This is a genomic window from Brevibacillus sp. FSL K6-6036 (genome assembly GCF_037964015.1).
In the GTDB taxonomy this organism is placed as follows: domain Bacteria; phylum Bacillota; class Bacilli; order Brevibacillales; family Brevibacillaceae; genus Brevibacillus; species Brevibacillus borstelensis.
On the sequence record NZ_CP150173.1, the window covers coordinates 4,764,787 to 4,788,024 of the forward strand.

The 23,238-nt window shown below is 50.3% G+C and carries 19 protein-coding genes; 1 reads left to right on the forward strand and 18 read right to left on the reverse strand.

The genetic code is table 11. The annotated features are described in order from the left end of the window. Positions 1–32: 32 nt before the first annotated feature. Positions 33–311 (reverse strand): hypothetical protein, encoded by a 279-nt coding sequence (locus NST37_RS23360; protein ID WP_003388483.1) that lies wholly within the window; start codon positions 309–311, stop codon positions 33–35. Between the two features lie 248 nt (positions 312–559). Further along, the gene (locus NST37_RS23365; RefSeq protein WP_003388484.1) at positions 560–1,057 is read right to left on the reverse strand and encodes a YwhD family protein; all 498 of its coding nucleotides are present in this window, start codon (positions 1,055–1,057) and stop codon (positions 560–562) included. A gap of 182 nt (positions 1,058–1,239) precedes the next feature. Here NST37_RS23365 and NST37_RS23370 point away from each other — a divergent pair, with 182 nt between their 5' ends. Next, positions 1,240–1,539: a hypothetical protein gene (locus tag NST37_RS23370; RefSeq protein ID WP_031932690.1), complete on the forward strand. Its 300-nt coding sequence runs from the start codon at positions 1,240–1,242 to the stop codon at positions 1,537–1,539. A 233-nt stretch (positions 1,540–1,772) separates the two neighbouring features. Here NST37_RS23370 and NST37_RS23375 read toward each other — a convergent pair whose 3' ends face one another. The 16 genes from NST37_RS23375 to mnmH form a co-directional block, all read right to left on the reverse strand. Then, positions 1,773–2,087, reverse strand: coding sequence for a hypothetical protein (locus NST37_RS23375; RefSeq protein WP_031932691.1), 315 nt, complete (start codon positions 2,085–2,087; stop codon positions 1,773–1,775). Between the two features lie 33 nt (positions 2,088–2,120). Next, on the reverse strand, positions 2,121–4,391 hold the full coding sequence (locus tag NST37_RS23380) for a pre-peptidase C-terminal domain-containing protein (RefSeq protein WP_339185923.1): 2,271 nt from the start codon (positions 4,389–4,391) through the stop codon (positions 2,121–2,123). Between the two features lie 441 nt (positions 4,392–4,832). Then, positions 4,833–8,858, reverse strand: coding sequence for an ABC transporter permease (locus tag NST37_RS23385; protein ID WP_339185925.1), 4,026 nt, complete (start codon positions 8,856–8,858; stop codon positions 4,833–4,835). 7 nt (positions 8,859–8,865) lie between these two features. Further along, complete coding sequence (locus NST37_RS23390; RefSeq protein WP_039071038.1) at positions 8,866–9,759, reverse strand: S-layer homology domain-containing protein; 894 nt, start codon at positions 9,757–9,759, stop codon at positions 8,866–8,868. A gap of 76 nt (positions 9,760–9,835) precedes the next feature. After that, complete coding sequence (locus NST37_RS23395; RefSeq protein ID WP_003388494.1) at positions 9,836–10,234, reverse strand: thioredoxin family protein; 399 nt, start codon at positions 10,232–10,234, stop codon at positions 9,836–9,838. A gap of 237 nt (positions 10,235–10,471) precedes the next feature. Beyond that, the gene (locus NST37_RS23400; RefSeq protein ID WP_003388495.1) at positions 10,472–10,996 is read right to left on the reverse strand and encodes a hypothetical protein; all 525 of its coding nucleotides are present in this window, start codon (positions 10,994–10,996) and stop codon (positions 10,472–10,474) included. Further along, positions 10,989–12,284: an HD domain-containing protein gene (locus tag NST37_RS23405; protein ID WP_003388496.1), complete on the reverse strand. Its 1,296-nt coding sequence runs from the start codon at positions 12,282–12,284 to the stop codon at positions 10,989–10,991. Before NST37_RS23405 ends, NST37_RS23400 begins: the two co-directional genes overlap by 8 nt. Before the next feature lie 584 nt (positions 12,285–12,868). Continuing rightward, positions 12,869–15,982, reverse strand: a complete 3,114-nt coding sequence (locus tag NST37_RS23410; protein WP_339185928.1) for an efflux RND transporter permease subunit — start codon at positions 15,980–15,982, stop codon at positions 12,869–12,871. Then, entirely contained in the window at positions 15,979–17,211 is a 1,233-nt protein-coding gene (locus NST37_RS23415; protein ID WP_003388498.1) for an efflux RND transporter periplasmic adaptor subunit, read from the reverse strand. Before NST37_RS23415 ends, NST37_RS23410 begins: the two co-directional genes overlap by 4 nt. A gap of 78 nt (positions 17,212–17,289) precedes the next feature. Next, the gene (locus NST37_RS23420; protein WP_003388499.1) at positions 17,290–17,916 is read right to left on the reverse strand and encodes a TetR/AcrR family transcriptional regulator; all 627 of its coding nucleotides are present in this window, start codon (positions 17,914–17,916) and stop codon (positions 17,290–17,292) included. Positions 17,917–18,138: 222 nt separating this feature from the next. Next, a complete protein-coding gene (locus NST37_RS23425) occupies positions 18,139–19,041 on the reverse strand; it encodes an IS3 family transposase (RefSeq protein WP_339185930.1) in 903 nt (300 codons plus the stop codon). Further along, the gene (locus NST37_RS23430) at positions 19,017–19,325 is read right to left on the reverse strand and encodes a transposase (RefSeq protein WP_339185498.1); all 309 of its coding nucleotides are present in this window, start codon (positions 19,323–19,325) and stop codon (positions 19,017–19,019) included. The genes NST37_RS23425 and NST37_RS23430 overlap by 25 nt, the downstream gene beginning before the upstream one ends. Before the next feature lie 147 nt (positions 19,326–19,472). Then, positions 19,473–20,429: an RluA family pseudouridine synthase gene (locus NST37_RS23435; protein ID WP_081924370.1), complete on the reverse strand. Its 957-nt coding sequence runs from the start codon at positions 20,427–20,429 to the stop codon at positions 19,473–19,475. 71 nt (positions 20,430–20,500) lie between these two features. Next, positions 20,501–20,671: a hypothetical protein gene (locus tag NST37_RS23440; protein WP_155807961.1), complete on the reverse strand. Its 171-nt coding sequence runs from the start codon at positions 20,669–20,671 to the stop codon at positions 20,501–20,503. Positions 20,672–20,976: 305 nt separating this feature from the next. Further along, a complete protein-coding gene (locus NST37_RS23445; RefSeq protein ID WP_003388501.1) occupies positions 20,977–22,089 on the reverse strand; it encodes an aminopeptidase in 1,113 nt (370 codons plus the stop codon). Between the two features lie 38 nt (positions 22,090–22,127). After that, positions 22,128–23,195: a tRNA 2-selenouridine(34) synthase MnmH gene (mnmH, locus tag NST37_RS23450; RefSeq protein ID WP_122957964.1), complete on the reverse strand. Its 1,068-nt coding sequence runs from the start codon at positions 23,193–23,195 to the stop codon at positions 22,128–22,130. Positions 23,196–23,238 lie beyond the last annotated feature (43 nt).

Below are 23,238 nucleotides of genomic sequence, written 5' to 3' on the forward strand. Positions count from 1 at the left end.
GCAGAACATCTGCAAGGGTTTGGCCCTTTTTGCTACTGTAACGTTGGCCGGGCAGCTTCGCCCTCTCCGGCCGTCTGTTCGCCGCCACCGACCACGCCATTTCCGTCCGTAAACAGGTGGTCGTTGTAAATGGTGATCATTCCGGCTTTTTCTAATTGATCCAGCACCTCAAACAGACTCTCCCGTTTACCGGCTGGCAATCGACCGATAAAGGTATTGATCTGCTGCGGAGAAACATGCGAGCGAAAATGGACGCCGCCATGTCGTACAAAGTGATCGTGTTCACCTTGTGTTCGGGTATGATCGGTCAACCGAAACGCCCCCTTGCTTCGACAATTTGGCCGTGCACAGTTAGTTTGTTTCGTATCCCTCGGGCGGATGCCCTGAAAATATTGTGTGAGCGCCTTCAAAAAAAGACAAACAGGGAAAGAGTGACGGCTCTCTCCCTGTTTGCTAACCTAGTGTAAATGTATACAGCTATGGAATTAAGTTTACCTGACTTCAATATTACTAACAATTGATTTCCTCATTTGTTCACATACCGTTCAAGATTTCCAACTCAGGCCAATCCTTCCTTTAACTCTGCGGAAGAATTGTTCCACATTTCTTCATTGTGCTCGATCAGCATCTTTTTCAATGCTGCTTTTTCTTTTTCGTTCAATTCAGAGACCATGATCCGCCGCTTCATGGAGTAGTCCATCCGATTGACGTGGTCCGCCAAAATCTTGTAGCCACGGCGCGCTTCCCGATCAATTTCCATATAGCATGCCGTTACGCCTGCATAATACGGACCTGCTTCATTGCGGTCTACCGTTACCCATACGACCCAGTAAGGCTTTCCGTTCGGAACCTCTTCCTTGTTCGTCGTCCATTTGATGCCTTTTTCAACGGAGCTTTTGGCATGAAGCGCTCCCATATCAATATAGGCTTCGTCCCCGTCGATAATCACAGACGATACGGCAGACAAGTCAAGGACGCCCTGACCATAACCGCCATGCACGTCAGTTTTGCCGCTGACGATCGTAAATCCGCCCTTTTTGCTATCAAAAATATCCATGCGTAACACCTCTTTGCTCACAGACTCTTGAGGATATTCTACCCCGAAACCACGCTGCACGCAATTTGTCCGCTTGCCCTGCTTTGACGGGCAGCACATTGCCAAAGATCATTTGCGTTCATACATCGGGCTCAGGAGGGGCACATTATGCTTATGCAACTGCATTGAAGGAGAATTACGCGATGACCGAAATGAACAATACGCAATCCCATGATCATCCAAGAGAACGCGACATCGAATTGAATAGACAGCGCCAGCTGCAGGAGCCTTATCCTGCCGCAGCCAGAGCGGTAGACCAAATCGTTGCGGAAAAACGCGCTGAGTCCCCACCTGGGGCTGGGCTCTCGGATGCTCCGGAAGAATTGGCGGGAATGGGCGACGGACTGGAAACGGATATTCCCTCCAACTACCAGGCCAGCTTTGGCCGATTGCCGAAGAGTCAATCCAGTTTCTCTGTAAAAAGAGACCCCGGGAGATTGTAGATTCAGCTTTGGAAAAGTCTCAAAATGAAACAGTCAGAAAGCGGAAGAGTACGAAAGCAGATTCGTACGAAAGTGGAACAGTACGAAAGTGGAACAGTACGAAAGTGGAACAGTACGAAAGCAAATCAGTACACGAAATCAATTCAGTACGAAAACAGTGGGCCGCCGTTTTACAGTAGGCGGCCATGCTACTTTTTAACAGGATCAATTGATCCCTTCCTGGATAATTCCTTTTACCCGCCTGTTTCTTTTTGGTTTTGGAAGGCTTTGACTGCTTTCTGGATTAGCCAAATAAGCAGTTGTACATTCCACGCGGTGTTGATGGCCAGAACAAGACTAAATTCCCAATCCAAAACAATCCACCCTTCCTTTGGACGGGCAAGCTCGTAGAACAAGAATGAAAGAGGCAAAGCTACGAAAATATTGATTAACGCTCTTGTTTTGAAAATGATCGTCGAAAAACCGCATATGGTTAATACTAATAACGGAATTCCGGTTGACCAGCCATAAATGATCGGACCTAAGACAAGGATAAAAAAGTAATCCAAATTTGCCCTCTCCTCCATTTTTAACGATTACTTTTATGTTTCACGCTTTAAAGCGTCTTCCTCATTTTTATCATCTTCTTCGTATTCCGCTTCCTCATTCACTTCTTCATCGTCAGAATTTTCATTCCTCTTTGATGAGTATGTGTCTATTAAAAAGGGAGAGACTTCCATGCCATTGCGCAATTGCAAACGGTCTTCGAACACCAACGGTTCCAAATCCAACACATGGATGACAACGATATTTCCGTGATACTCTACCTGAAGATTCTCCCAGTGTTCCTTTTTATCTGCTAAGATCGTCATTGTTTGTCCCGACTTTGTAAATGTAATCTCAGGAAACTCGCCATCCTCCCGTGAGATAATATAGTACAGATAATCCGGCTTCTGCGGTTTCTTTCTAAGGCCTGCCTGTATTTTTTCTACGCCTTTCAACAACTGGACAACTTGTTCAATTACCAGCGGGTCCTTGGGCAAAGCTGCATGGGCTGCCACTGCGTAAAACTTTTTAGCAATATCGCTTTGACCGTATTCGGCGCTTATATAGGGCACTGTTCCATCTCCTTCTCCACTATCATAAAAGGGCTTTAGAATATTTCTGCTTGTATTGTATTCGTAGCCAAGCAAAGTTTTTTGTCCGGTTCCAATAATGGAGTATTGCTGGACCCTCAATGTCCTCTTGTCCCATTTATTGTGTAGTGCCTCGGCCTGACGAACCAATGGGGTATAAGCAATCTTGACACGGCTGTCAGTCACCATGTCTTCATAGGTAAAGCTGTAAATCGGGTCTCTTTTTAAAACGATCGCCTTGTCAAAGTAAGTCGGTGATGGCAGCAGCTCGTAGACAGCGGGGGCATATTCTGCAATCACCCTCCCTGTTTCTTCGTGTAAAAAAGGCACTCCGAAGTTATACCCGAATTGGATGGCCTGATAAGCTCGAGGTGAGCCTAAAAAGGGGGTGCCCATATAAATGATTCGTTTTACCTTCGGCTGATAGGAAGCGTTTGATAGCAAGGTTTCTCTTGCCAACAGACCACCCATGCTATGGGCAACCAATTGAACCTGGCTTGCGCCTGACGCCTTTAGGGCCTCATCGATTTTTTCCTTCAGATATTTGGCATTGTCCTTGTTGCTGTAACGCCAATCATAGGGCATCGCAAACATGGTAATGTTTTTTCTGTATCCTTCTGATTCCAGACGTTTAACCATGCTGGCGTACTGCTCCGTCTCTTCCTTCACTTTATCAACTGGAAAGTAAGACAAATATTCAATCGCACGAAATCCCCCGTCTTCTTTCTCCGGGTAAACGGTAAATCCTTTGTTGAGGGACTCTACCTCGACACTGTTTTTCGCCACTGGCTTCAAGGGAAGATACATGCGATGGCGTGGATCGCGAATTCCAAAAACGATGTTATCCAGTGAAAGCCATGCTTCTAAGGTCAGCCTTTTTTCCTTTGCTTCCAGCCTTGATCCGCCAATCCCCGGAATCAAAATGACGGGGATCGTATTGCTGGTCACCTTCAAATGGTAGGAGTGATTCTTGAAGCCGGAGGTGCGGCTGGCAGCAACTTTCAGGTAGTATGTGCCGGGGTCTGCGTTAAACAAAATCTCCTCGTCCTTATTCTTCGGCCTGTCCGAAAACGCGATCTGCTTGTTGTCGCTGTCGAACAGGTACAGGTCCAAATCCATGCCCTCGGGAATATCCCAAAGCTTCGCTTCAATTGTTGAAGCCAGGTCTAAAGTAAGCTTGTAATAGTCAACATCACTTCGGTCATGGAGATTTGCAATGATTTCGCCATTATCAAGGGGATGTGCGTCTTTTATCGTGTTATTCGGCTCATACTCGTCCGGCTTGCCTTCCTCGCCAGTGTAAAAATCGCCCCGCAACAAGTAATAGCTCGAACGGTCAAACGTTCCATTATTCCCCATTATTTGAACATAGTACAATCGGTTTTTCTCAACTGCAATCTCCTCGACCTTTTGATCGGCCTGCCCTGGTTTGGTGGATCTCCCAATTTCCCTTTTCTCATCATCGAATACAAACAAGTGATAGTTCGCATTGGATGGCACCTGAGTCAATGAAAATGTTAGCGTCCCGTCTTTGGCAGGCTTGATCTTCCACGTATCAATATCGTCGCCAGTCGAAATTCTCCCGTGGGCATTTTTCCCCGCAAACATCCAGTCCGCTTTGGCAAACGTATCGTTCCGTTCCACCTCAAAGGTAGCTGGCACCCTGCGCAACGCGGATTCACTCGGTTTTTTCTTTCCTGCAAATCGGCGTTGGAAATCTTCATCCGCCTCCTCCAACTCTGCCTGTTCCAGCAGCTCCTCTCCGTCCGCATTTTCCCCGTCTAGGTTCGGCGGCGCTTCAGGCATATCAGCGGTCTCATCTACATCTGTCTCGTCTCTTACATCTGTCTCATTGCTTACATCCGTATCTCCCGGTACATCAGGTATTTGGGGCACCTCAGAGCCATCCTGATCCGGGTCCGATTCAACGCCATCCCCTGCTGTCTCCTGCGGCGGATGGTCCGCCTCGGCCTCTGCGACAGTCCCAGTGTCTTCATTCCAGCCAACGGGTTGACCCATCCTTTCTTTGGCTATACCGGCTGGAACAATACTGGAAAGCAAAAAGACCACCATGACCAATATGCTCGCGATCCTGATTCGCTTATTCACATAAACCCCCCCTAGCTTGTTCTTCTTCCACCGTAGGAAAAGACAGATAGGGGGTGCAAATATATTTGCCTATCGAGTTGTGTGATTGCGGATTCCCTGACGCTCCCAAGCATTTGCTGTCACGGCAAATGGCACACGATAATCGGTCAGTTCATGACCTTGGCCATTCTGTTTGTTCGGAAACGCGAATCCCTTTACGACACCAAAGCGGAACTGCACTGAGAAATGAACAGCGTAAGTGGAATCCTTTTTAAACCCTTTTTGCTTGTCTCCCATCAAGGGAGTATCGACCCCCATTTCCCGCACTCCCAATTTGGGAACGGCATAAGACGGCCCCTGCCACCAAATCGGTGTTGTCTTTTTCAGCGAAAGGGTCGATTGGAGCGTCGTGTTCCGGAGCCCCGTTTCGGAGATCCAGGATTGCGCCGCTGCAATGTCGGGATAGAGTGCGCTGACTGGGTGGCGATGGCGAGGTTCCAGCACGACATGGGTCAAAATTCGTTCGCCAGCGTAAAAGTCATCCGGCTTATTCACCGGATAGCGGTCCCGCGCGGTGTACTCCTGCCACTCGCTTGTATGGCGGAGTACCCCTTTGGCATTTGGCTCAAATACCCCAAATTGACGCTCACTGCCTTTTACCGTTATGGTGTAGCGCCCCGACATGCTTTGATGCACGGTATTGGACTGGCAGGTCTCCTCTCCTTCTTCTCCGTCCTCCCCTGCGCTTTTGGCACAACGGTCGTACGAGAGGGCAAATTGCACATTGTAGTCCATCGTGATGACAAATCCGTTGATTTCGGCTTTGTATTTCATCGGGTTCAGAACCTGTCTCCAAGTCGTTTCTGTCGGCACAGTCGTACCGGTGTACAAGTAATCGCCGCCCATTGAGGAGCTGCTCACCTTCCATTCCTGAGGCGTCCCTGGACCCGATACTTTCAGATCGAGCTGCGCCGGGCTATACACCGCCAGGCTCTTTGCATCAGCAATGTACCCAGGGCTGACTGTTACACTTGCATTCTTGATTCCTTCCCCGCTGGCTGATTGCAGCAGCTGCGACTTGTATGTCTCGATATTCTGATTGATTTCCCGTTTTACTTGATCAAAGCCTTGATTAATCCTGGTTTGGTCAATGACGACGCGAATCTTCGCCGGCTCTCTCTCCCAGACCCCATCCACATTGACCTGCAGTCTCTGCAGTTGGCGGCCATCACTGTCATAGATGTCGAGTCCAATTTCACCGCCATCGAAGTCTCCTCCTCCAACCGGCGGATTCGGTATCTCCGGTTCTTTCGGCCCGTTGCCCCCGCCTTCATCACCTGTTACCTTTACGGGCCAAACTGCGCGGTTATCCGGCCAAATGGTCTCGTTATCAGGTTTGTCTTTATCCGGGTTGATATGGGCGATAAAATCCTCCGATTTTTGCGGATATTTGGTTGGAACGGTAATCTTCCGCACCTCTCCGGGTTTAAACTTGGCCACGTCCAGCATTGTTGCTTTGTCTGAGCTTTCCCAGCGGACGGCCAGCTTGGTATCGTGTTCCTGCTTGCCGTCATTCTTCACATCAAAGGTTATCGTCGCATCTGATCCGGCTGCTTGCGGATCAGCAGGGGTTATCTTGAAGCTGCTTTTTACGATGAGCAGGTTTTCTCCCTCGGGTTTTGGCGGCCCTTCCCCGATCTGTACAAAGAAAAAGCCATCACAATCCGCTGCTGTGCGATCCTCTGCATAAAATTCAACCTTGTACAATCCGGAAAGAGGAAAATAACCATCTGTGGCCGGGTCCATCGGAAAGATGATTTTTTGCTGGTATCTTGCATTCGTTGAATCAGAAAGCCATTTCCCATCGCGTTTTCGCTCCCAGGAACGTTTGTCTGGATCGAAATAATAGGTAACAAAGTCTATCTTTTCATCAGCAAAGAGTGTAAAGGAATGCCAGGGATCGGTCCATTGCTCCGGACTCATTTCCAGCGTCTCGCCGCGTTTAACCGGCTTGCTCCAAACAACGTCATCATCGCCGTATTTGCCGCCCGCTATCTTTGCTGTAAGAATGTAGCATCTTCTATCAGACAGAATCGGGAAGGTCATTTCTACGACACAATCTCTGTCACTTATGAAGACTAGTGTTACATCATCCCCGGCGTCAATCGTTTTCGGTAAGATCAACCGGAACCTTTCATTTGCTGCAAGCTTGCCAGACAGCGGTTTGTTCCTGTCCCCCTCTTTTATAAACCAAGAACCAGCGACATCGGCAGAAATATCCGTATGGGTATCGTACCCGTCCCCTGTAGCGGTCAGATTGGAGAAATAGAGATACTTCAAACCATTGTAGAGATTCTCTCCTGCCGGTGGATAATAGCTCGGAGGCTCACCATAAGCTTTAAATCCTATGCGTTTTTGTTCGTCGATCGTACAACTTGTATCCTTTACTTTGATTGTAATCGTCCACTCACATTCTGGGCGCTTTTCAAAGTCTGTTCGCTTTAGTTCCAAGGACAGCTTGTACGTTTTCCCGCGTTCCAGGGGAATGTCATAGCTTCTATCCGGACCTCGGTAAGGCAAGGAAACATGATCGGAGACATACGGACGCACGCGGCCATTGTCTCCCTCATCCAACGGGATTACCCTTTCTCGGCCATCAGGCATCGTAACATTCCACGTAGTATGAAACGGTTGCGTTTCACCGCCGCTATCTTTGTATGAAGCTACAAATTTCAGACTTTCTCCGGGCATAACTTCAATGACTCCACCCCTTGGAATGGCGTCTCCATTCACTTTGACGATGGGACAGCTATCGTACTTGTCGTTTGGAGAACCAGCATAAAACTGCTTGTCCCAGCATAGCGTACCGTCGTCGCTTACGTATTTCACTGTAAAGGAGCCTGATGAGGGAACGTACATGATCCCCACCTTCCTGTTGTTCCCGGAGCCTATTTGCATCGGGGTGCCGTTGTAGGAAAAGGTGCCGGGCTTTGATGCGGTGAAGACGACCCTTGCATCTCTTTCAATGCGTTCCGTATCTCCTCCGCTCGGTACACCCTGCCGTTCCGTATCGTTTTTCTCTCCTTCGATTCGTATTTCCATGGTCGTTTTTTTGCAACCGGTTGGTGGTGGATCGGGGTCTTTGCCCCCGCCATTGTCCTCACCGGGAGGCGGTGGTACCTCGCCAACAACAAAAGGTGCTGCATAAGCAACACCTTGTCCGTCTACCGCGGGAGCATTTTTTGTATTTCTTGCATGGGTATCTGTGAATAGGATTCGTGCTTCATAATGTCCAGCTTTAGTGGGTACCCATGTTTTCTGTGGAAAGTTTACAGATTGGCCGCTGCCGTTTCCTTCCCCACTAATCGGATACTCTGTAATCGCCTCAGAGAATGCCTTTTCGGTCTGCCCTGTATCCAGATTGTAGATGTAATAGTTTAAGACTTTTAATCCGCGATTGTAGATACTGTAGTCTTTTCCTTGGGCAGTTATCGTAACAGTTTGTCCGACTTCATATTTTGTCTTGTCGGTTTTGATACTTCCATCGGGGCGCTGGGTTGTGGTGAAGCTGGTTACCCCGACATAAGAACCTTGTTCTCCAGACCGTGCCGTTCGAAAGGTATAAGGATTCCCCTTGCCTCCAGACATTTCTGCAACCTTCGCCAACAGGTACCCTGTGTATATCTGAGCTCTAGGTCCTCCTTGACTGATCTCTCCCCCATAAAGTCCGTTTGCACTAGTCATGAAAGACGGGTTTCCGTTAAATAAGCGAGCCCAATCTTGCGCCTCACTGAAATCAACAATGGGATACCCATTTTCGGTATTAGTTGATGCCCTTGAGTAGTTGGCGACCTTACCGGTACCATTTGTTGCTCCAGAATATTGTACATCAGCTATAGTCAAATACATATGCTCATCAATACCCAACCCGTTTACAAAACTACGATCGCTTCCTTGAACCTCCTTGTTAGAATCTAACCAACCGGGAATTCTCCCCCATGTATTAGGAGAGTTAGTAGAGGCAGCCGAAGGTAATGGTTGAAATAAAATGGATTGAATTAAAATAGTTAGAGATAGAACGTAAACTAAAAACCTAGCGTAAGTTTTAGTTCTCATTTAACAATCACCTTGAATTTTCTCTCTGCAATGAAGGAAACTTGAGATATTGATATAAAGCCAGGACCTTAGCTTCCTTGTTCCTCGTAACTCCGAACTCTGCGTAATCAACCTGACTTATATTAAACGAAAAATTTCCTGAATAAACAGAGGATGCTTCGCCATTCTTAAACCTAACAAGTAAGCGAATGTCAAAACCCTTCAAGGCTGGGACACTTCCATGAAGGTATCCCCCAGATATTTTCAAAGAATTATGAAACTGTGTAGCAATTTTTTCACCTACTTGGATGCCTAAATAATCGTGATGTAGAGTATAGAGGGCAAGTGCCTGCTCCCCACGACTTAAATCCCCAAATGAATCATACCGTGTTGTTGAGAGACCATTTGGAAACTTCCCGTTCCGTTCGAGAATCCAACCCGAATTTACAGCATAAGTAATGTAGTATTGTGGAACTTTTTTATATTGAGAGCGAAGGCTCTTCCATGTATTAGTCATAAGTTGACTGGCTTCTTCACGGGTCAAAACCTTACTCGGACTAACAACTATCCCGTCTAAAATACCGTCTTTTTGAGCTCTTTCATAGAAGATCCTTGCCCAATGATTTTCAGGTAATTCTTGTACAGGCTCACCCGAAGTCAACCCTTTAACATTTACCAGACCTGCAACCAAATCCGCCTGAGTAATCGGTTTGTCAGGCTGAAAACTCCCATCCGGAAAAAGCCACATCAATTTATTTTTCACAACATAATCAATCGCATCGCGATGTGGATGATTCTGATAATCACTTAGCTTGGCCGGTACTTGGGCTGCATTGGTTACCGGCACAAGAGCGGATAATCCTGCACCAATTGTCAGGACCAAAACAATTACGCTTGAAAAAAGTTTATAGAATCGCTTCAAGACACATCCTCCTTTTTCGCCATCTTCCCACACCTTTCTACCTTCCAATTATGGTATAAGTTACCTGTATAAGCAATCAAGAAGAATATGCGTCCATCTGCTTCTGAATAAACCGGTCAAGCACTTCCCCGGAAACATCCCCCTCCAGCTTATCCACTACCTTCCCATCCTTCACAATAAACACCGTAGGCGTAACCTCCGCACCCAGCTTTTCCGCCTCATCCAGCTCTTTTGGATTATGGATGTCGAGCCTTTCTACCCGCCAGCCAGAAGAAATATCCTGCACAGCTTCATCGAATTTAGGGGCGAATGTGGTGCAATATCCGCAACTGTCGCTGTACACGTACACGACCCTCCCTTGCTCCGCTCCCATCGTGACAGACATGAGAGCTGCGGCGAACATGCACCCGAGCACAAAGGTTATCCCCCAAATCCAGCGCCAGTTCTTTCCTCGCTGCTTGTATCCTGTCTTCATGAGGGTTCCCTCCCGAACAAGCTTTATAGTGTGTGTTGCTAACACTGTAATGGCGATATGCGTTTGTCAAAGAACGGTGAGTCCATTATGCCGTTTTCTCCTGGGACAAAAAAAAGCCGGTCATCTGACCGGCTGGTTGGCGAAAGGTACCGCAGCAGGCGCTAAAAACCCCGCTGCGCAAAACGTATTCATCATGGAAACAAGAAAGATGATTGCATTTTTTCCAACACAAAAAAACTATATCAACGGGGTATGACCAGCTTTCGTCAGCTCGCGGAGCTCTTCGATAAAAGCCAACCCCTTTTGAATCTCCTCTTCGGTATAGCGCTGTTTGCTCTTAAAGGTAAAAATCTTCGCTTTCATTTCTTCATAGGGAAGATGATTGAAGTAAAGGATGGTCGAGACCAGCTCAAGAAAACGGGAGTTCTCCTCGTTCATCCGCCGGATTGCTTGCTCGCCCAGTCCGAAATCGACTTCGTGAAAACGCAAAAAATCACGCCCGGTGTCATTCAGCGTATACCGGTACATGTGAATGGCCCCCTTGGTCTCCACCTGCTCGTCCAGAAGTCCCATGTTGCACAGCTCGTCCACGCGCAAGGTCAGCTCCTCCGAGTAAGGACCGTACATATGAAACTCGAACCGCTCATCGAAGTCCATATCCAGATGTTTCGCTATGTACACCATCTTTTGCAGCTTTTTGCGACCGCTCACTTCGCCCACGGTCTCGATTAAACGTATGATTTTGGCGTGACGCCTAAGCATCCTCCATCACTCCCAGACGATCTCGTATCTTTCCGGAGAGCTCCTCCGGCAATGCCATAACCTTGTCCATAGGAAAATACAGCTTGTAGTCAAACCGGCGTTTGCCGCTGATCGCCTGCACGATCTCCGACTTCTCCGACAGCTCGGTCAGCTCGCCTGAAGGCATTACCAGCATGATCGGAATCCGCTCTTCATCTTCGCCAGCACGGTAAAAATCATACGGAAGATCGGAGGTCGTGTCCACTTCCAAATAATAGGCCGGATCAATATCCGCAGACTGGAACAGCTCTTTCAAGTCTGCCAGCAAGCGGAAATCTCTTGGGTTATATTCGACGTATTTAAAGAGATTCCTGTCGAGAAAACGGGCGCATAAATCTTTCAGAACGGCATCATTTTCATTGCGCCAGAGCTGCATGTAAAAGAGAATGACCGACTCATCGAGGGACAAATAATCGGCAAGCTCTACTTGTTCGTTTAGAAACGGCAGCAGGAGAGTCGGCTCCTGACGGAAGGGAAAGCCTTGCAGAAAGAGCTCTTTCGCACGCTGAAAAATTTTGCGCAGAACCACTTCCGCACTGCGCGTCACCGGATGAAAATAAACCTGCCAGTACATCTGATAGCGGGACATGATGTAGTCTTCGACGGCGTGCATGCCGCTGTACTTAAAGACAATTCCGTCTTCGCCCGGACGCATGACGCGAAGAATCCGCTCGATCTCGAAATTGCCGTAATTCACGCCCGTGTAATACGCGTCGCGCAGCAAATAATCCATCCGGTCAGCGTCGATCTGGCTGGAAATCAGACTGACGATCAGCTTGTTGTCGTAAGTCTTGGCGATAACCTCAGCCACCCGTTTCGGAAAATCTTCACCCATGCGCTTCAGTATCCGGTTGATCTGGGTATCACCCTGCAGGATCGCCCTTGTCCAATCCTCATGATGATAGCGGAATACTTTTTCAAACGAATGGGAAAACGGCCCGTGCCCCACGTCGTGAAGCAGAGCAGCACAGAGACAAAGCAGCTTTTCTTCATAGGAAAGATGAATTCTCCCCTCGAACGTCTCCAGGATGCGGCGCATGATCTCATAGACGCCAAGCGAATGATTGAAGCGGCTGTGCTCACCGCCATGAAAGGTAAAAAAGCTTGTACCAAGCTGCCGGATGCGACGCAGACGCTGGAATTCCGCCGAATTGATCAAATCCCAGATCAGCTTGTCCCGTACATGTACATAGCTGTGCACCGGGTCTTTAAACACTTTTTCTTCGTCTAAAAGCTGGGGCTGTTTCAATCTGGTCACTCTCCCTTCCGGCTCGAAAAAATTCCTGGTTAAGTGGGCCGCGTTCAAAAAGTCCGGGAAAACCAGGCCGTTTCAGTTCAAGGCACGGCAGACCCCAGCAGCGGAGCACAGGTGCGGCTGTGTATGCTGAGCCTGTATGTGCGGAGCGCAGGTGAAGCTGTATATGCAGATGCTATGTATACGCGGATGGGTGGACAACAGCTTTTTCGGACGTGCGCCTCTCCCACATACGTCGCGGCATTACATGACAGTAGTCGGACCACATCATAAATTCGCAGCTTGCTTTTCCCGGACTTTTTGAACATCCTCTATCGGGATTATATCATATGCCTTGGGATGAAAATAACAGGCTTTGCCATTGCTATTTTCCCTTCGACATCCAGCGAGCTATGTACTTGTGTGCCTTCATTCGGGGAGGCTCGTGTTTGAAAGAGAAACGGACTTCTGTCCCTTAGGAGCAGAAGCCCGCCGCAAAGTGATAAAAGCATCTTTGCTGTATTCGGTACTTGTTTGTTTTCGGTACTAGTGTATTCGGTGCCTGTTTGTATTCGATGCTTTTACGTATCGAAACTTCGTTACCCTTCCAGCTCCGCCTCCGGCCCGTACAGATCAGGCCGCTTGGCTGCCAGTCTGGCTTTCCGCCTGGCCTTCCGCTCCGCGAGCACTGTGTAGAAAGACGGAACGACGATCAGCGTCAGCAGCGTGGAAAAGATCAATCCGAAGATGATGGTGACCGCCAGCGGACGGAACAGTACGTCCCCAAACAGCGCGAGCGGCGTCAGGCCCGCCACAGCCGTAAGCGAGGTCAGCAAAATCGGACGCAGACGCGCCTCTCCGGCCTGGATCACGGCCTGCTTCAGCTCCGCTCCGGCATGCCGCGCTTCTTCGATAAACTCGATCAGCACAATGCCGTTTCGCACCACGATCCCCGATAGCGAGATCGCCCCCATCATCGTCATGAAGCCGAGCGGCGTCTGCGTGACGAACAGCCCGATCAAGCTTCCGGCAAAGGCCAGGTACACCGTACTGAGAACCAGCACGGGAATGCTGAGCGAATAAAACTGCATTGCAATCAAAATCAGGATGAGGAAAAGGACGATGACCGACAGTTTCCCCATGTCGATAAAGATATCCGTCTGCTCCGAAGTCTCGCCGCCGATTTCCCAGCGATACCCCTCAGGGAATGAAATGGATTCGAGCAGCGGCTTGATTTCAGCCATGACCTCTGTCGCCGTACGGCCTCGCAGGTCGCTCGTAATCGTCACGGCACGCGAGAGATTCCGGTGCGGGATTTTTTGCGTGCTGAAAGTGGGCTTGACCTCTGCTAGCTGGGACAGCGGAATTTGCTCGCCTGCCGCATTGGTTACGGTCAGTCGCTGGAATAGGACGGTCGGATCGGCCGCTCCCTTTTGCATAAACAGCTTGATGTCAAGCAAATCCGTCCCCGTATCGAACTGGCTGACGGTGATGCCTTCGCTGGCGAGGCGGAGCGTCTGCGACAGATCGTTGTAATTGACCAGCTTTTCCTTCATCAGCTCCCGGTTCACCACAAACTCCAGGGTGTACCGCTCTATTCCGAAATCGTCCTGAATGTCGTACGTGCCTTCCAGCTTGGCGATCCGGTCCTTGATATCCCCTGCTAACGAACGTAGCGTAGGAATGTCTTCCCCATATACCCGGATCACAACAGGCTTGCCGACCGGGGGACCTGCTTCCAGTTGCTTCGGCAAAATGCTCGCTTCCGGATAGAGCTTTTTAAACTCCTCGCGCCAAGGCTCCAGCATATCCTCAATCTTTACCTTTGACTTGTCAAAGCGGACGACCAGTTGCCCAAGCGTGATGCCCTCGCCGATTTCGGTATCGCCGCTGAACATTTTGGGGGCGCTGCCGCCCGCGTAAGCGGCGACCGACTCGATCCCCGGCTGCTTTTGGATCCAGTCCGACACTCCCCGTACGACCCGGTCCGTCTCCTCCACACTGGTCCCGACCGGCAGACGGACGTTGACGAGAAATTGCGGCCGCTCGTCGTTGGGGAAAAGCTGGATCGGTGTCAGCGGGATCAATCCGTAGGCGCTGGTGCCGATCAAAACGCCGACCATGCCCGCGAGCACGGGCCGTTTTAAAATCCGCGGCATCAGCTTGCCCGCGTACCAGTTCGTCAATTGGAAAATTTGCTTGCCGAGCAGCCCCGGCGGCTTCCGGTACCCTTCGACTCCGCCTCTGCGGCGATGTTCGTACCACTGCCGGAATATCGGGATAATCGTCAGCGACATGAGCATCGAAGCGAGCATCGTCAAGGAAATAATCACAGGCACGGGCCGGATAAACTGTCCGACGTTTCCGCTCATGAACATCAGCGGACCGAAGGAAGCGATTGTCGCAAGCGTTGCCGTGACGATGGAGATGGACACCTCTTTTGCGCCTTTGACTGCTGCCGGGAGCGGTTTTTCGCCCAGCGTGGACAGCCTCCGCTCGATGTTGTCATTGACGACCACGGCATCATCCACGAGAATCCCCAGCACGATGATCAGCGAGACAATCGAAATCATATTCAGCGTGATGCCCATGGAAGGCAGGAACAACAACCCCGATGCAAGCGAGATCGGGATCGCCAGCGCTACCACAAAAGAAGTGATCAGGTTCAATCCCAGTGTACATACCAACAGTACAGCCAAAACGGCGATCAGCATCTCGCGTGAAAGATCCCCGAACAGCTCATCGACGCGTTCCTTTTGCGAGTAAATGGAATGCTTCTGCGCCCATGCGGGAAGCGACTTCTCCAGCGTTTTCACCATCTCGTCGACGCGCTTTTGCAGGGACGGTACGTCGCTGCCTGTCTCGGCGTTGATGCTGATCGATACAGACGGCTTGCCATTGAAGTAGGAATACGACTCGATCTGCTCTGTGGTGAGCATGGCGCTACCGACATCCTTCAGATAGATCGGGAAGCCCTGCTGTGTCCGGGAGACGATGACGTCGTTTAAAGCCTCCACATCCTGGCTTTCCGCCAGCTTGAGCTGGTACGTGCGGCTATCGGCCGTCAAGTCTCCAAGCGGAATCCGTTCGTTTTCCTTTTTGACCGCCATCAGCACCTGGCCCCAGGTCAGCCCGTACTGGCTCAGCCTTTGCGTATCCACCTGAATCTGGATCTCCTCGTCCGGCAAGCCTTTGATGGTCACGTCTGCCACATTGGGAATCGTGCGGAGCTGTTCTTTCCACGACTTCAGGGTGGACCTGAGGCTGTACAGCTCTTCGCGGGTGTCAGCGGTGATCGCGAGCGTCTGGACGAAGGTGCGGTTCAGGTCGTCATTGATGATCGGCTGCTTGGCATCCTCCGGCAAATCAGCCTCGGCATCCTTTACCTTTTTGCGCAGTTCATCCCACTTTTGTTTGGGATCGACATCTCCGTCTGTCTCCACGATAATGCTCGACACGCCCAGACCGGAGACAGACGAGACGTATTTCAGGCCTTGAAGCTCGTTGATTTTTTTCTCCAGCTTCTTGGTGACCGTCTGCTCTACTTTCTCTGGCGAAGCACCCGGATAAATCGTGGTGACAGTGGCAAGATTGACAATGATGTCGGGCTGCTCCTGCTTGGGGAGCTGGAAAAAGCTGAGAGAACCGATCAGGACGACCATTGTAAAGAACAAGAGCGTGATTTTTCGTTTGCGGACGATGTATTCAATCACTGTGGTTGTCCTCCTGCCGCCTCGATCGGATCGCCGTCAAACAACTGGTCTACTCCTTTGACGACAAGTCGGTCCCCTTCCTTCAACCCGCTGGTGATCTCCAGTCTGTTGCTGTTGATCTCGCCGATCGTCACCGGGGTTTTCACCGCTTTTCCGGCGCTTTCGACAAAGACGTGGGCCTCGCCCTGCCCTCGGCTGATCACCGCTTCGACCGGCACGTACAGCCCTGCTTTTCCTTGCACCGTTTTGGTCGCCTTCACGACCTGACCGGCGAACCAGTCGTGCTTCTCGTTTTTCACTTGTACCTCGACACCGATGGTCCCCGTGCTTTGGTTGGCGGCCGGGTGAATTTTCACCACCTTGCCCTCCCGCTTTTGCCCGTAAAGCTCAAGCGTAATGGCCTCACCTTCCGTCCAGGCAAAAATCTCCCGGTCTGGAACCGGCAGCACGACCTTCAATGTATCGATCTGTCCGATCCGGTAAACGGGGCTTCCCACACCGACCAGGGAGCCCGCCGATCCGAGCTTGGCGATAATCGTGCCATCGATCGGAGCGCGCAGCTGGGTTTTGGCCAGCGTACTGGCAGCCAGCTCTTTGCCGATCACGGCCTGATGGTAGCTCGCCTGGCTCAGTGTCTTGTCCTCGGCGCGAGCGCCCTGCGTAACCAGCGACAAGGCTTGCTGGGCGTTTTGCAAATCCGTCAGGGCAACATTTACGCGATTTTGCGCAGTCTCGTACTCGCTCTGGGAGATGGCCTTTTCCCGGTACAGCGCCTCAATCCGTTTGAAGTCGTCCTCCGCCTGTTGATGGGCGATCGTCGCCTTTTCCACAACCAGGCGCGCCTGCTCGATCTCCTGCTCGCGTGCTCCCTTTGTTACCTTTTCCAGCGTGGCTCCTGTTTGCTGAACGGTGGCACTGGCGGAAGCGACCTGAAGCGAATAATCGCTGCCGTCCAGACGAGCCAGGATGTCACCCCTTTTGACAGTGTCACCTTCGTTTTTGGCAAGCTCGGTGATCCGTCCAGCTACCTCGAACGAGACGAGCGCTTCCTCCAGCGGCTGCAATGTGCCGGAAAGCTCGGTTACCTTCACCGCCTGCTCCTGTTTCACCACGGCAAGCTCTACTTGCTTTACTTCGGACACAGCTTCCGCAGCAGGCTCCTGACTGCTGCAAGCCGTCGTCGCCAATAGCCCGGCGATTGCGAGAAAAGACAGCCATTGTTTTCTCATGTGACCCTCCACTCCATTCCCCTATATGTCCGCTCATCTACGTGCTTTCATCATATACAACTGAAAACTGGCAAAATTTCATCGGCTGCCGATGCCGCGCAGCAGAATGTCTGCACTGCTTTCCGTCATTGTCGGTATATCGATCAAGCTGTCGCAGTCTACCTTCACCCAATGCCTTGCCAAAAAAGAGTGGAAGAATGCCGAGACAAACATGTGGGCTGCGGTCGCAAAGTCTCCTTTGGGAAGAAGTCCGGCCTCATGCATCTCCTGCAGCTTTTCGCTCAGCATCTCATCGGCGATCTGCGGCATGCGGCTGAGCAGGTTGAAAACCTCTGGGTGATTCTGCGATTCGATCAGACAGATGATCAGAACTTCCTTTCGCTCCACAAGCGCGTTGTAATAGGCTTCGCCGTAGTGCATGAGCATCGCTTTGACGTCGTGGCCGCAGGCGTGAATCGCTTTTTCCAGCGCAGGGCGAATCTCGGTCATCTCCTCCAAAAGCTCGATGAGAATCCGCTCCTTGTTTTTGAAATGGCGGAAAATCGTCACTTCATTCACGCCGGCCAGCTCGGAGATTTTGCGAGTGGTTGCGCCCTTGTAGCCTTTCTGGGACATGAGCTGGCGGGCAGCAGCCAAAATCCGTTCCCTCGTTTCCTGTTCATCTCCTTTCCCGCTCTGGATTTTTTCGTGATCCGGCTTATCCATTTTGTTACCTCCGTATCATGCAAGCACTTGCTTTCACATGGCAATAATTAGCAAACCCATTATAACGGAGCTTTGCATGCATGTAAATACTTGCATGCGTTCCAAATGGGTTTTTGGACCCGGGCTTTTTTAGCGGAGCTGTAAGCCATACGTGAAACGTATAAATGGTCTTACCCCTGTCAAGTAGACAGACTTTAATAAGCCCTTTCATTTCAATGTTAGTTAAGCTGCTTGAGCTCGGTATTGTACCGGGCTCAGGTTGTTTAAGCGGGTCTGAAAACGTTTGTGATTGTAAAAACGAATGTAGTTATGAATGGCGTTCTGTACTTCTTCATCCGTTTTGAAGTTGTGTAAATACAGACACTCTGATTTCAGATGGCTGAAAAAGCTCTCGATACAAGCGTTGTCCAAACAATTTCCTTTTCTGGACATACTCGCCGTGATGTTATATTGTTGGAGTAGTTGGTTATATTGTCGGGATGTGTATTGGAATCCTTGGTCGCTATGCAACAGGACTCCGTTCACATCTCCTTTTTTTATGGCAGCCTTGACCGTATCGATCACCAGCCGCAGATCGTTTCTTTTGCTCAACTTGTAGGCAACAACTTCGTTGTTGAACAGATCGTAAATAACAGATAAATATAGTCGACGTCCGCTGAAAATTACGTAAGTAATATCGGTTACCCATTTTTCGTTCGGACGTGAAGCAGTAAATTCACGGTTCAGTTTATTTTCGGAAATCACGACCTTCTCTTTGTGGCCGAAATGTTTTCGCTTCTTCCGAATACAAGCCTGGATGCCTAGTTCTCTCATGAGCCGATACACCCGCTTATGATTCACGTGAATCCCATACTTTTGACGAAGCCACACCTTCACTCGCGGATAACCGTATATTTTGTTTACCTCTTGATGACACTCCAAAATCTTTGTCTTCAAATCCTCATCCTCCACCAACTTGCTAGACAGACTCTGTTGTCGGGCTACCCACTTGTAATAACCACTTCGCGAAACACCTGCGAGAGAGCACAACATAAGAATCGGATATCTTTCAGACAGTTCCTTTATAATGGCGTAGGCTTTGGCTTGTTCTCTTTGATTCTTCACCGCCTTTCGAGTCCGAGCCACTTTTTTAGATACTCATTTTCTGCTCGTAACCGAACATTTTCCTCTTCCAAACTCATGGGGTGTTTCCGCGGCCTTCCTTTCCGAAATCCTCTGGACTTGCCTCGTTTTTCTTCAAGCCCCTCCAGCCCTTCATTCTCAAAGTGTCTGACCCATCTCATCACGATTTTATGACTCGGTATACCAAGCTCTCTTGCGATTGTGGTGCTTCCAACTCCCTCTTCGAAATAGAGCCGAACAGCTTTTTCTTTGATTTCTTTGGAATAAGTCGTACGTATTTTCCCCATAGAAAAATCCCCTCCAAGTAAACAGTAAGGGACTTGCTTTTTCCTGTCTACTTAAAGGGGATAATATCATAAATGCAGGGTCTCTTTCATTTCCTGTCAACATCAATGAAAAAAGCTGCTGACCGTATGGGTCAACAGCTCCAAAAACTAGCGATTTGCCAGATTGTACTCCCTTTTTATCAATTCGTTCATGTCATCTGGTAGCGGCGCCTCGCAAACGATCTCCTGCCCGGTAATCGGATGCGGAAAGGAAAGCTTGCTGGCATGGAGGGCCTGACGCCTGAGCAAGTCCCTTCTGCCGCCATACATGCCGTCTCCTGCAAGCGGATGCCCGATGTGGCGAAAATGAACGCGGATTTGATGCGTTCGCCCGGTCTCCAGCCATACCCGGACAAGACTGGTATCCGCAGAAAAGGCCTCCAGCTCGTAATGGGTGACAGCCTCCTCCCCCCGTTCCGTTACCTTGCGGCGGGTAGGATGGCGGGGGTCTCGCCCGATAGGAGCGCTAATTGTACCGTTCGCCTCCTCCAGACGCCCGCAGACGACAGCGAGGTATTCCCGATGCAAGCTCCCGTCGCGCAGCAATCGATCAGCGAGCTGATGCCCGTAGCTGGTCTTTCCCACCAAAATAGCTCCCGAGGTCTCCTTGTCAAGCCTATGTACCGGATGGACGCGGTCCGGCTCGCCCTTTTCCCGCAAATACTCGGCAAGGGCATGAACCAGTGTGCCTTGTTGATCTTGCTTGACGGGATGGACCATCATGCCCGCCGGCTTGTTTGCGACCAGCAGATGCTCATCCTCGTACAAAATCTCTACAGGTAAAGCCGCTTCAACGCTCTTCCCCTGCTTTCGCTGGGCTGCTTGCTGCGGTGAAGCATCCTGCCCGGGCTGATCTTGAACCCTGACCGCTACCTTGTCCCCTGCTTTTACCACCCTTTTTAGAAAAGGGGGCTTCCGGTTCAGGAGCACTCCCTTGCTCCTCGTAAGCCGTTGCAGCATTCTCCCCGAGACATGGAGTTTTTCCCGGACGATGCTCTCGACAGTAAGCCCTGCGTCCGCCTCTGCCACCTCATATTCCAGCCAGCCTTTTTTGCTCAAGCCCATCTCCTGCTTTCGTTCTCATTTCCTCCTATTGTATCGGAAGATGATGAGCAAGCGCCAGTTGACCGCTTTGTTCAAAAGCGGAGTACAACATCGCTTATGCACCGGTCAAAGTCGATGGCCGCTTTTGCCTGCCCCATTTCCAGGCATTGCGTGACATATCCTTCTTCTGCGTGGTACTCCCGACCAATGAGGTTTCCGTCAAAAAACATATGCAAACGATGTTTCCAAAGCAAGCGGGTCATGGTAAACACCTCTTTTTTAAACTTATTTGTATATTAAGTATATTTTAGAGGTGTTATTTTGTAAACATTTTTGTTTGTAAAGTTACAAAAAGACTTTGCCGGGTCGTGACAGCCATTGGCCACTGCTTGAACCTGTAGAATGGATGCCCCATATGCAAAAAACAGAAAACCCCTTGCTTTCACAAGAGGTTTTAACCAAGCTTCTCGCCGAACAGCCACTTGGATGGCAGCATCCGGGAGGTTCCGTATTTGGCTTTGAAATTCATCAGAGAAATGGCCATGCGTTCATTTCTGCACCTGCCCGCTTACCCTTTCAAATTCTCCGGGTTTAATCCTTGCAGTTCAGGCAGTACAAACAATCCGTCTTTGCGAATCAGCACGTCATCAAACCAGATTTCACCGCCGCCGTACTCAGGGCGCTGAATGTTGACCATATCCCAATGCACCTGGCTGCGGTTGCCGTTGTCCGCGTTTTCATAGGCGCGGCCGGGAGTAAAGTGAAAGCTGCCAGCGATCTTTTCGTCAAACAAAATATCGTTCATCGGGTGGAGGATATACGGATTTACCCCGATGGCAAACTCGCCGATATAACGCGCTCCCTCGTCACTGTCCAGGATTTCACCCAGCCGCTTGGTGTTATTGGCGGTTGCCTCTATGATTTTCCCGTTTTCAAAGGTCAGCTTGACGTTTTCAAAGCGGGTGCCCATATACGATGTCGCTGCGTTAAAGGAAATCGTTCCATTGACCGAATCACGCACAGGCGCCGTATATATCTCCCCGTCCGGGATATTGAACTCCCCTGCACAGATGATGCTTGGAATTCCCTTGATGGAAAACGTCAAATCTGTCCCCGGTCCGGTCAATCTCACCTTGTCTGTTCTCTCCATCCGCTCTTTGAGCGGCAGGAAAGCTTCGTGCATCTTTTGATAATTCACCGAACAGACGTCAAAGTAAAAGTCCTCAAATGCTTCCGTCGACATATTGGCGCTTTGGGCCATGGACGGGGTCGGGTAGTTGAGCAGTGTCCAGCGCACGTTGGAAACGATGTAATCATTGAGCGGCTGCACCACTTTATGATGGGCGCGGCGGCGATCTACGGGAACATCAGCGGACTCGCTGTCATTCGTCGGACCGTTGATCACAATGTAGGCCTGGATGTCTTTGAATTTGGGCTCATTCCATTTGAGCATGTACGACGCTCGTTCCTCATCCGTCCCCATCATCAGCTCCCGCTCGATAGACGGATCGATGATCTGGACAAACGGATACGCTCCCTTGGCATACGCCTGTTTAACCAATTCCTTTGCCAGCGGGTGCCCTTCTCCTCGAATTTCTATCAACAAGCATTCCTTCTCCTGCAAACGAACAGAGTGATTCAGCAGGTTTTCCGCCAGCTTGACTATGCGTGGGTCCAGCATCCCATCTCCTCCTGCACCATAGTTTGATAAAAATAACTTTACCGAACTGGCAGATATTTTTCAATTAGTGCCTGGATGCTTTTTCCTGCTGCTTCCAGATCGGCGGCATCTACGCATTCGTGTATTTCTGTTACGTAATCCCTTTGCTTGTTTTGGTACCTAGGATCGTAGTAATGGACCAGCAGCGACGCGATCGCCTGGCGATAATCACCAGCTTGCAGAGCCTCCGTCAACAGCTTTGCCTGCGCGGTAGGAATGCGGCGGGCGATTTTTAGATAGGCGTCTTTTATTTTTTCCGCAAAATCCGGTCTCCAGGAAAAGGGAGTCACGTATTCATCATAAAGACGCTGAACCCGCACCTCCAGAGGAGCCGTCAACAAAATGTGGACAGCTTGCTCCTTGGCTTGGAGCAAAAACGGCGGGAGCAGCGCATTGCCGATCCGCCGGCTTTCCGCTTCCATGACAAAGTACGGCGCATCCTTCAGCCTTCGCAGCGTTTCAAACAAACGCGCGTCAAACATCTTCTGATTCGCCGGCTTTCCTTTGCCGATGTGCCCAAATACCGATCCGCGATGGCCTGCCATTCGCTCCAGGTCGAGGACAGGCAAGCCGGATGCCTCCAAATGGCGCAGCAGCTCTGTTTTCCCGACTCCTGTCATGCCGTGCAAAAGGAAGACCGGCCGATTCAGCTCATACGGCTCTATGGTGCCAACCACATGCTTGCGGTACGCACGATAGCCTCCGATCAGTCGGCGGACCGGGACACCGGCAAACGTGGAGAAGGTCGCCATCGCCCTGCTGCGCATCCCGCCCCGCCAGCAAAAAATCACCGGCGGTTCCCCCGTCTCCTCTCCCCTTTGCCGGATGGCTTCCATCAGCGTCTCCATTTTGGGAGAGACAATTTGCATGCCGAGCCACTGAGCCGCTGCTTGTCCCTCACGCTTATAGGCAGTTCCGACCTGTGCGCGTTCACTATCACTAAACAATGGAATATTGACCGCTCCCGGGATCGTGTCGCGGGCAAATTCCCCGGGGGAACGGGCATCGATCAGATTGGCGTATCCCCGATGCAGCATCTCTTCTACGGTTATATCTTGCAATGTCATGTCACCCTTGCTTCTGGTATCCTGAATGTATCAGCTTGTTTGT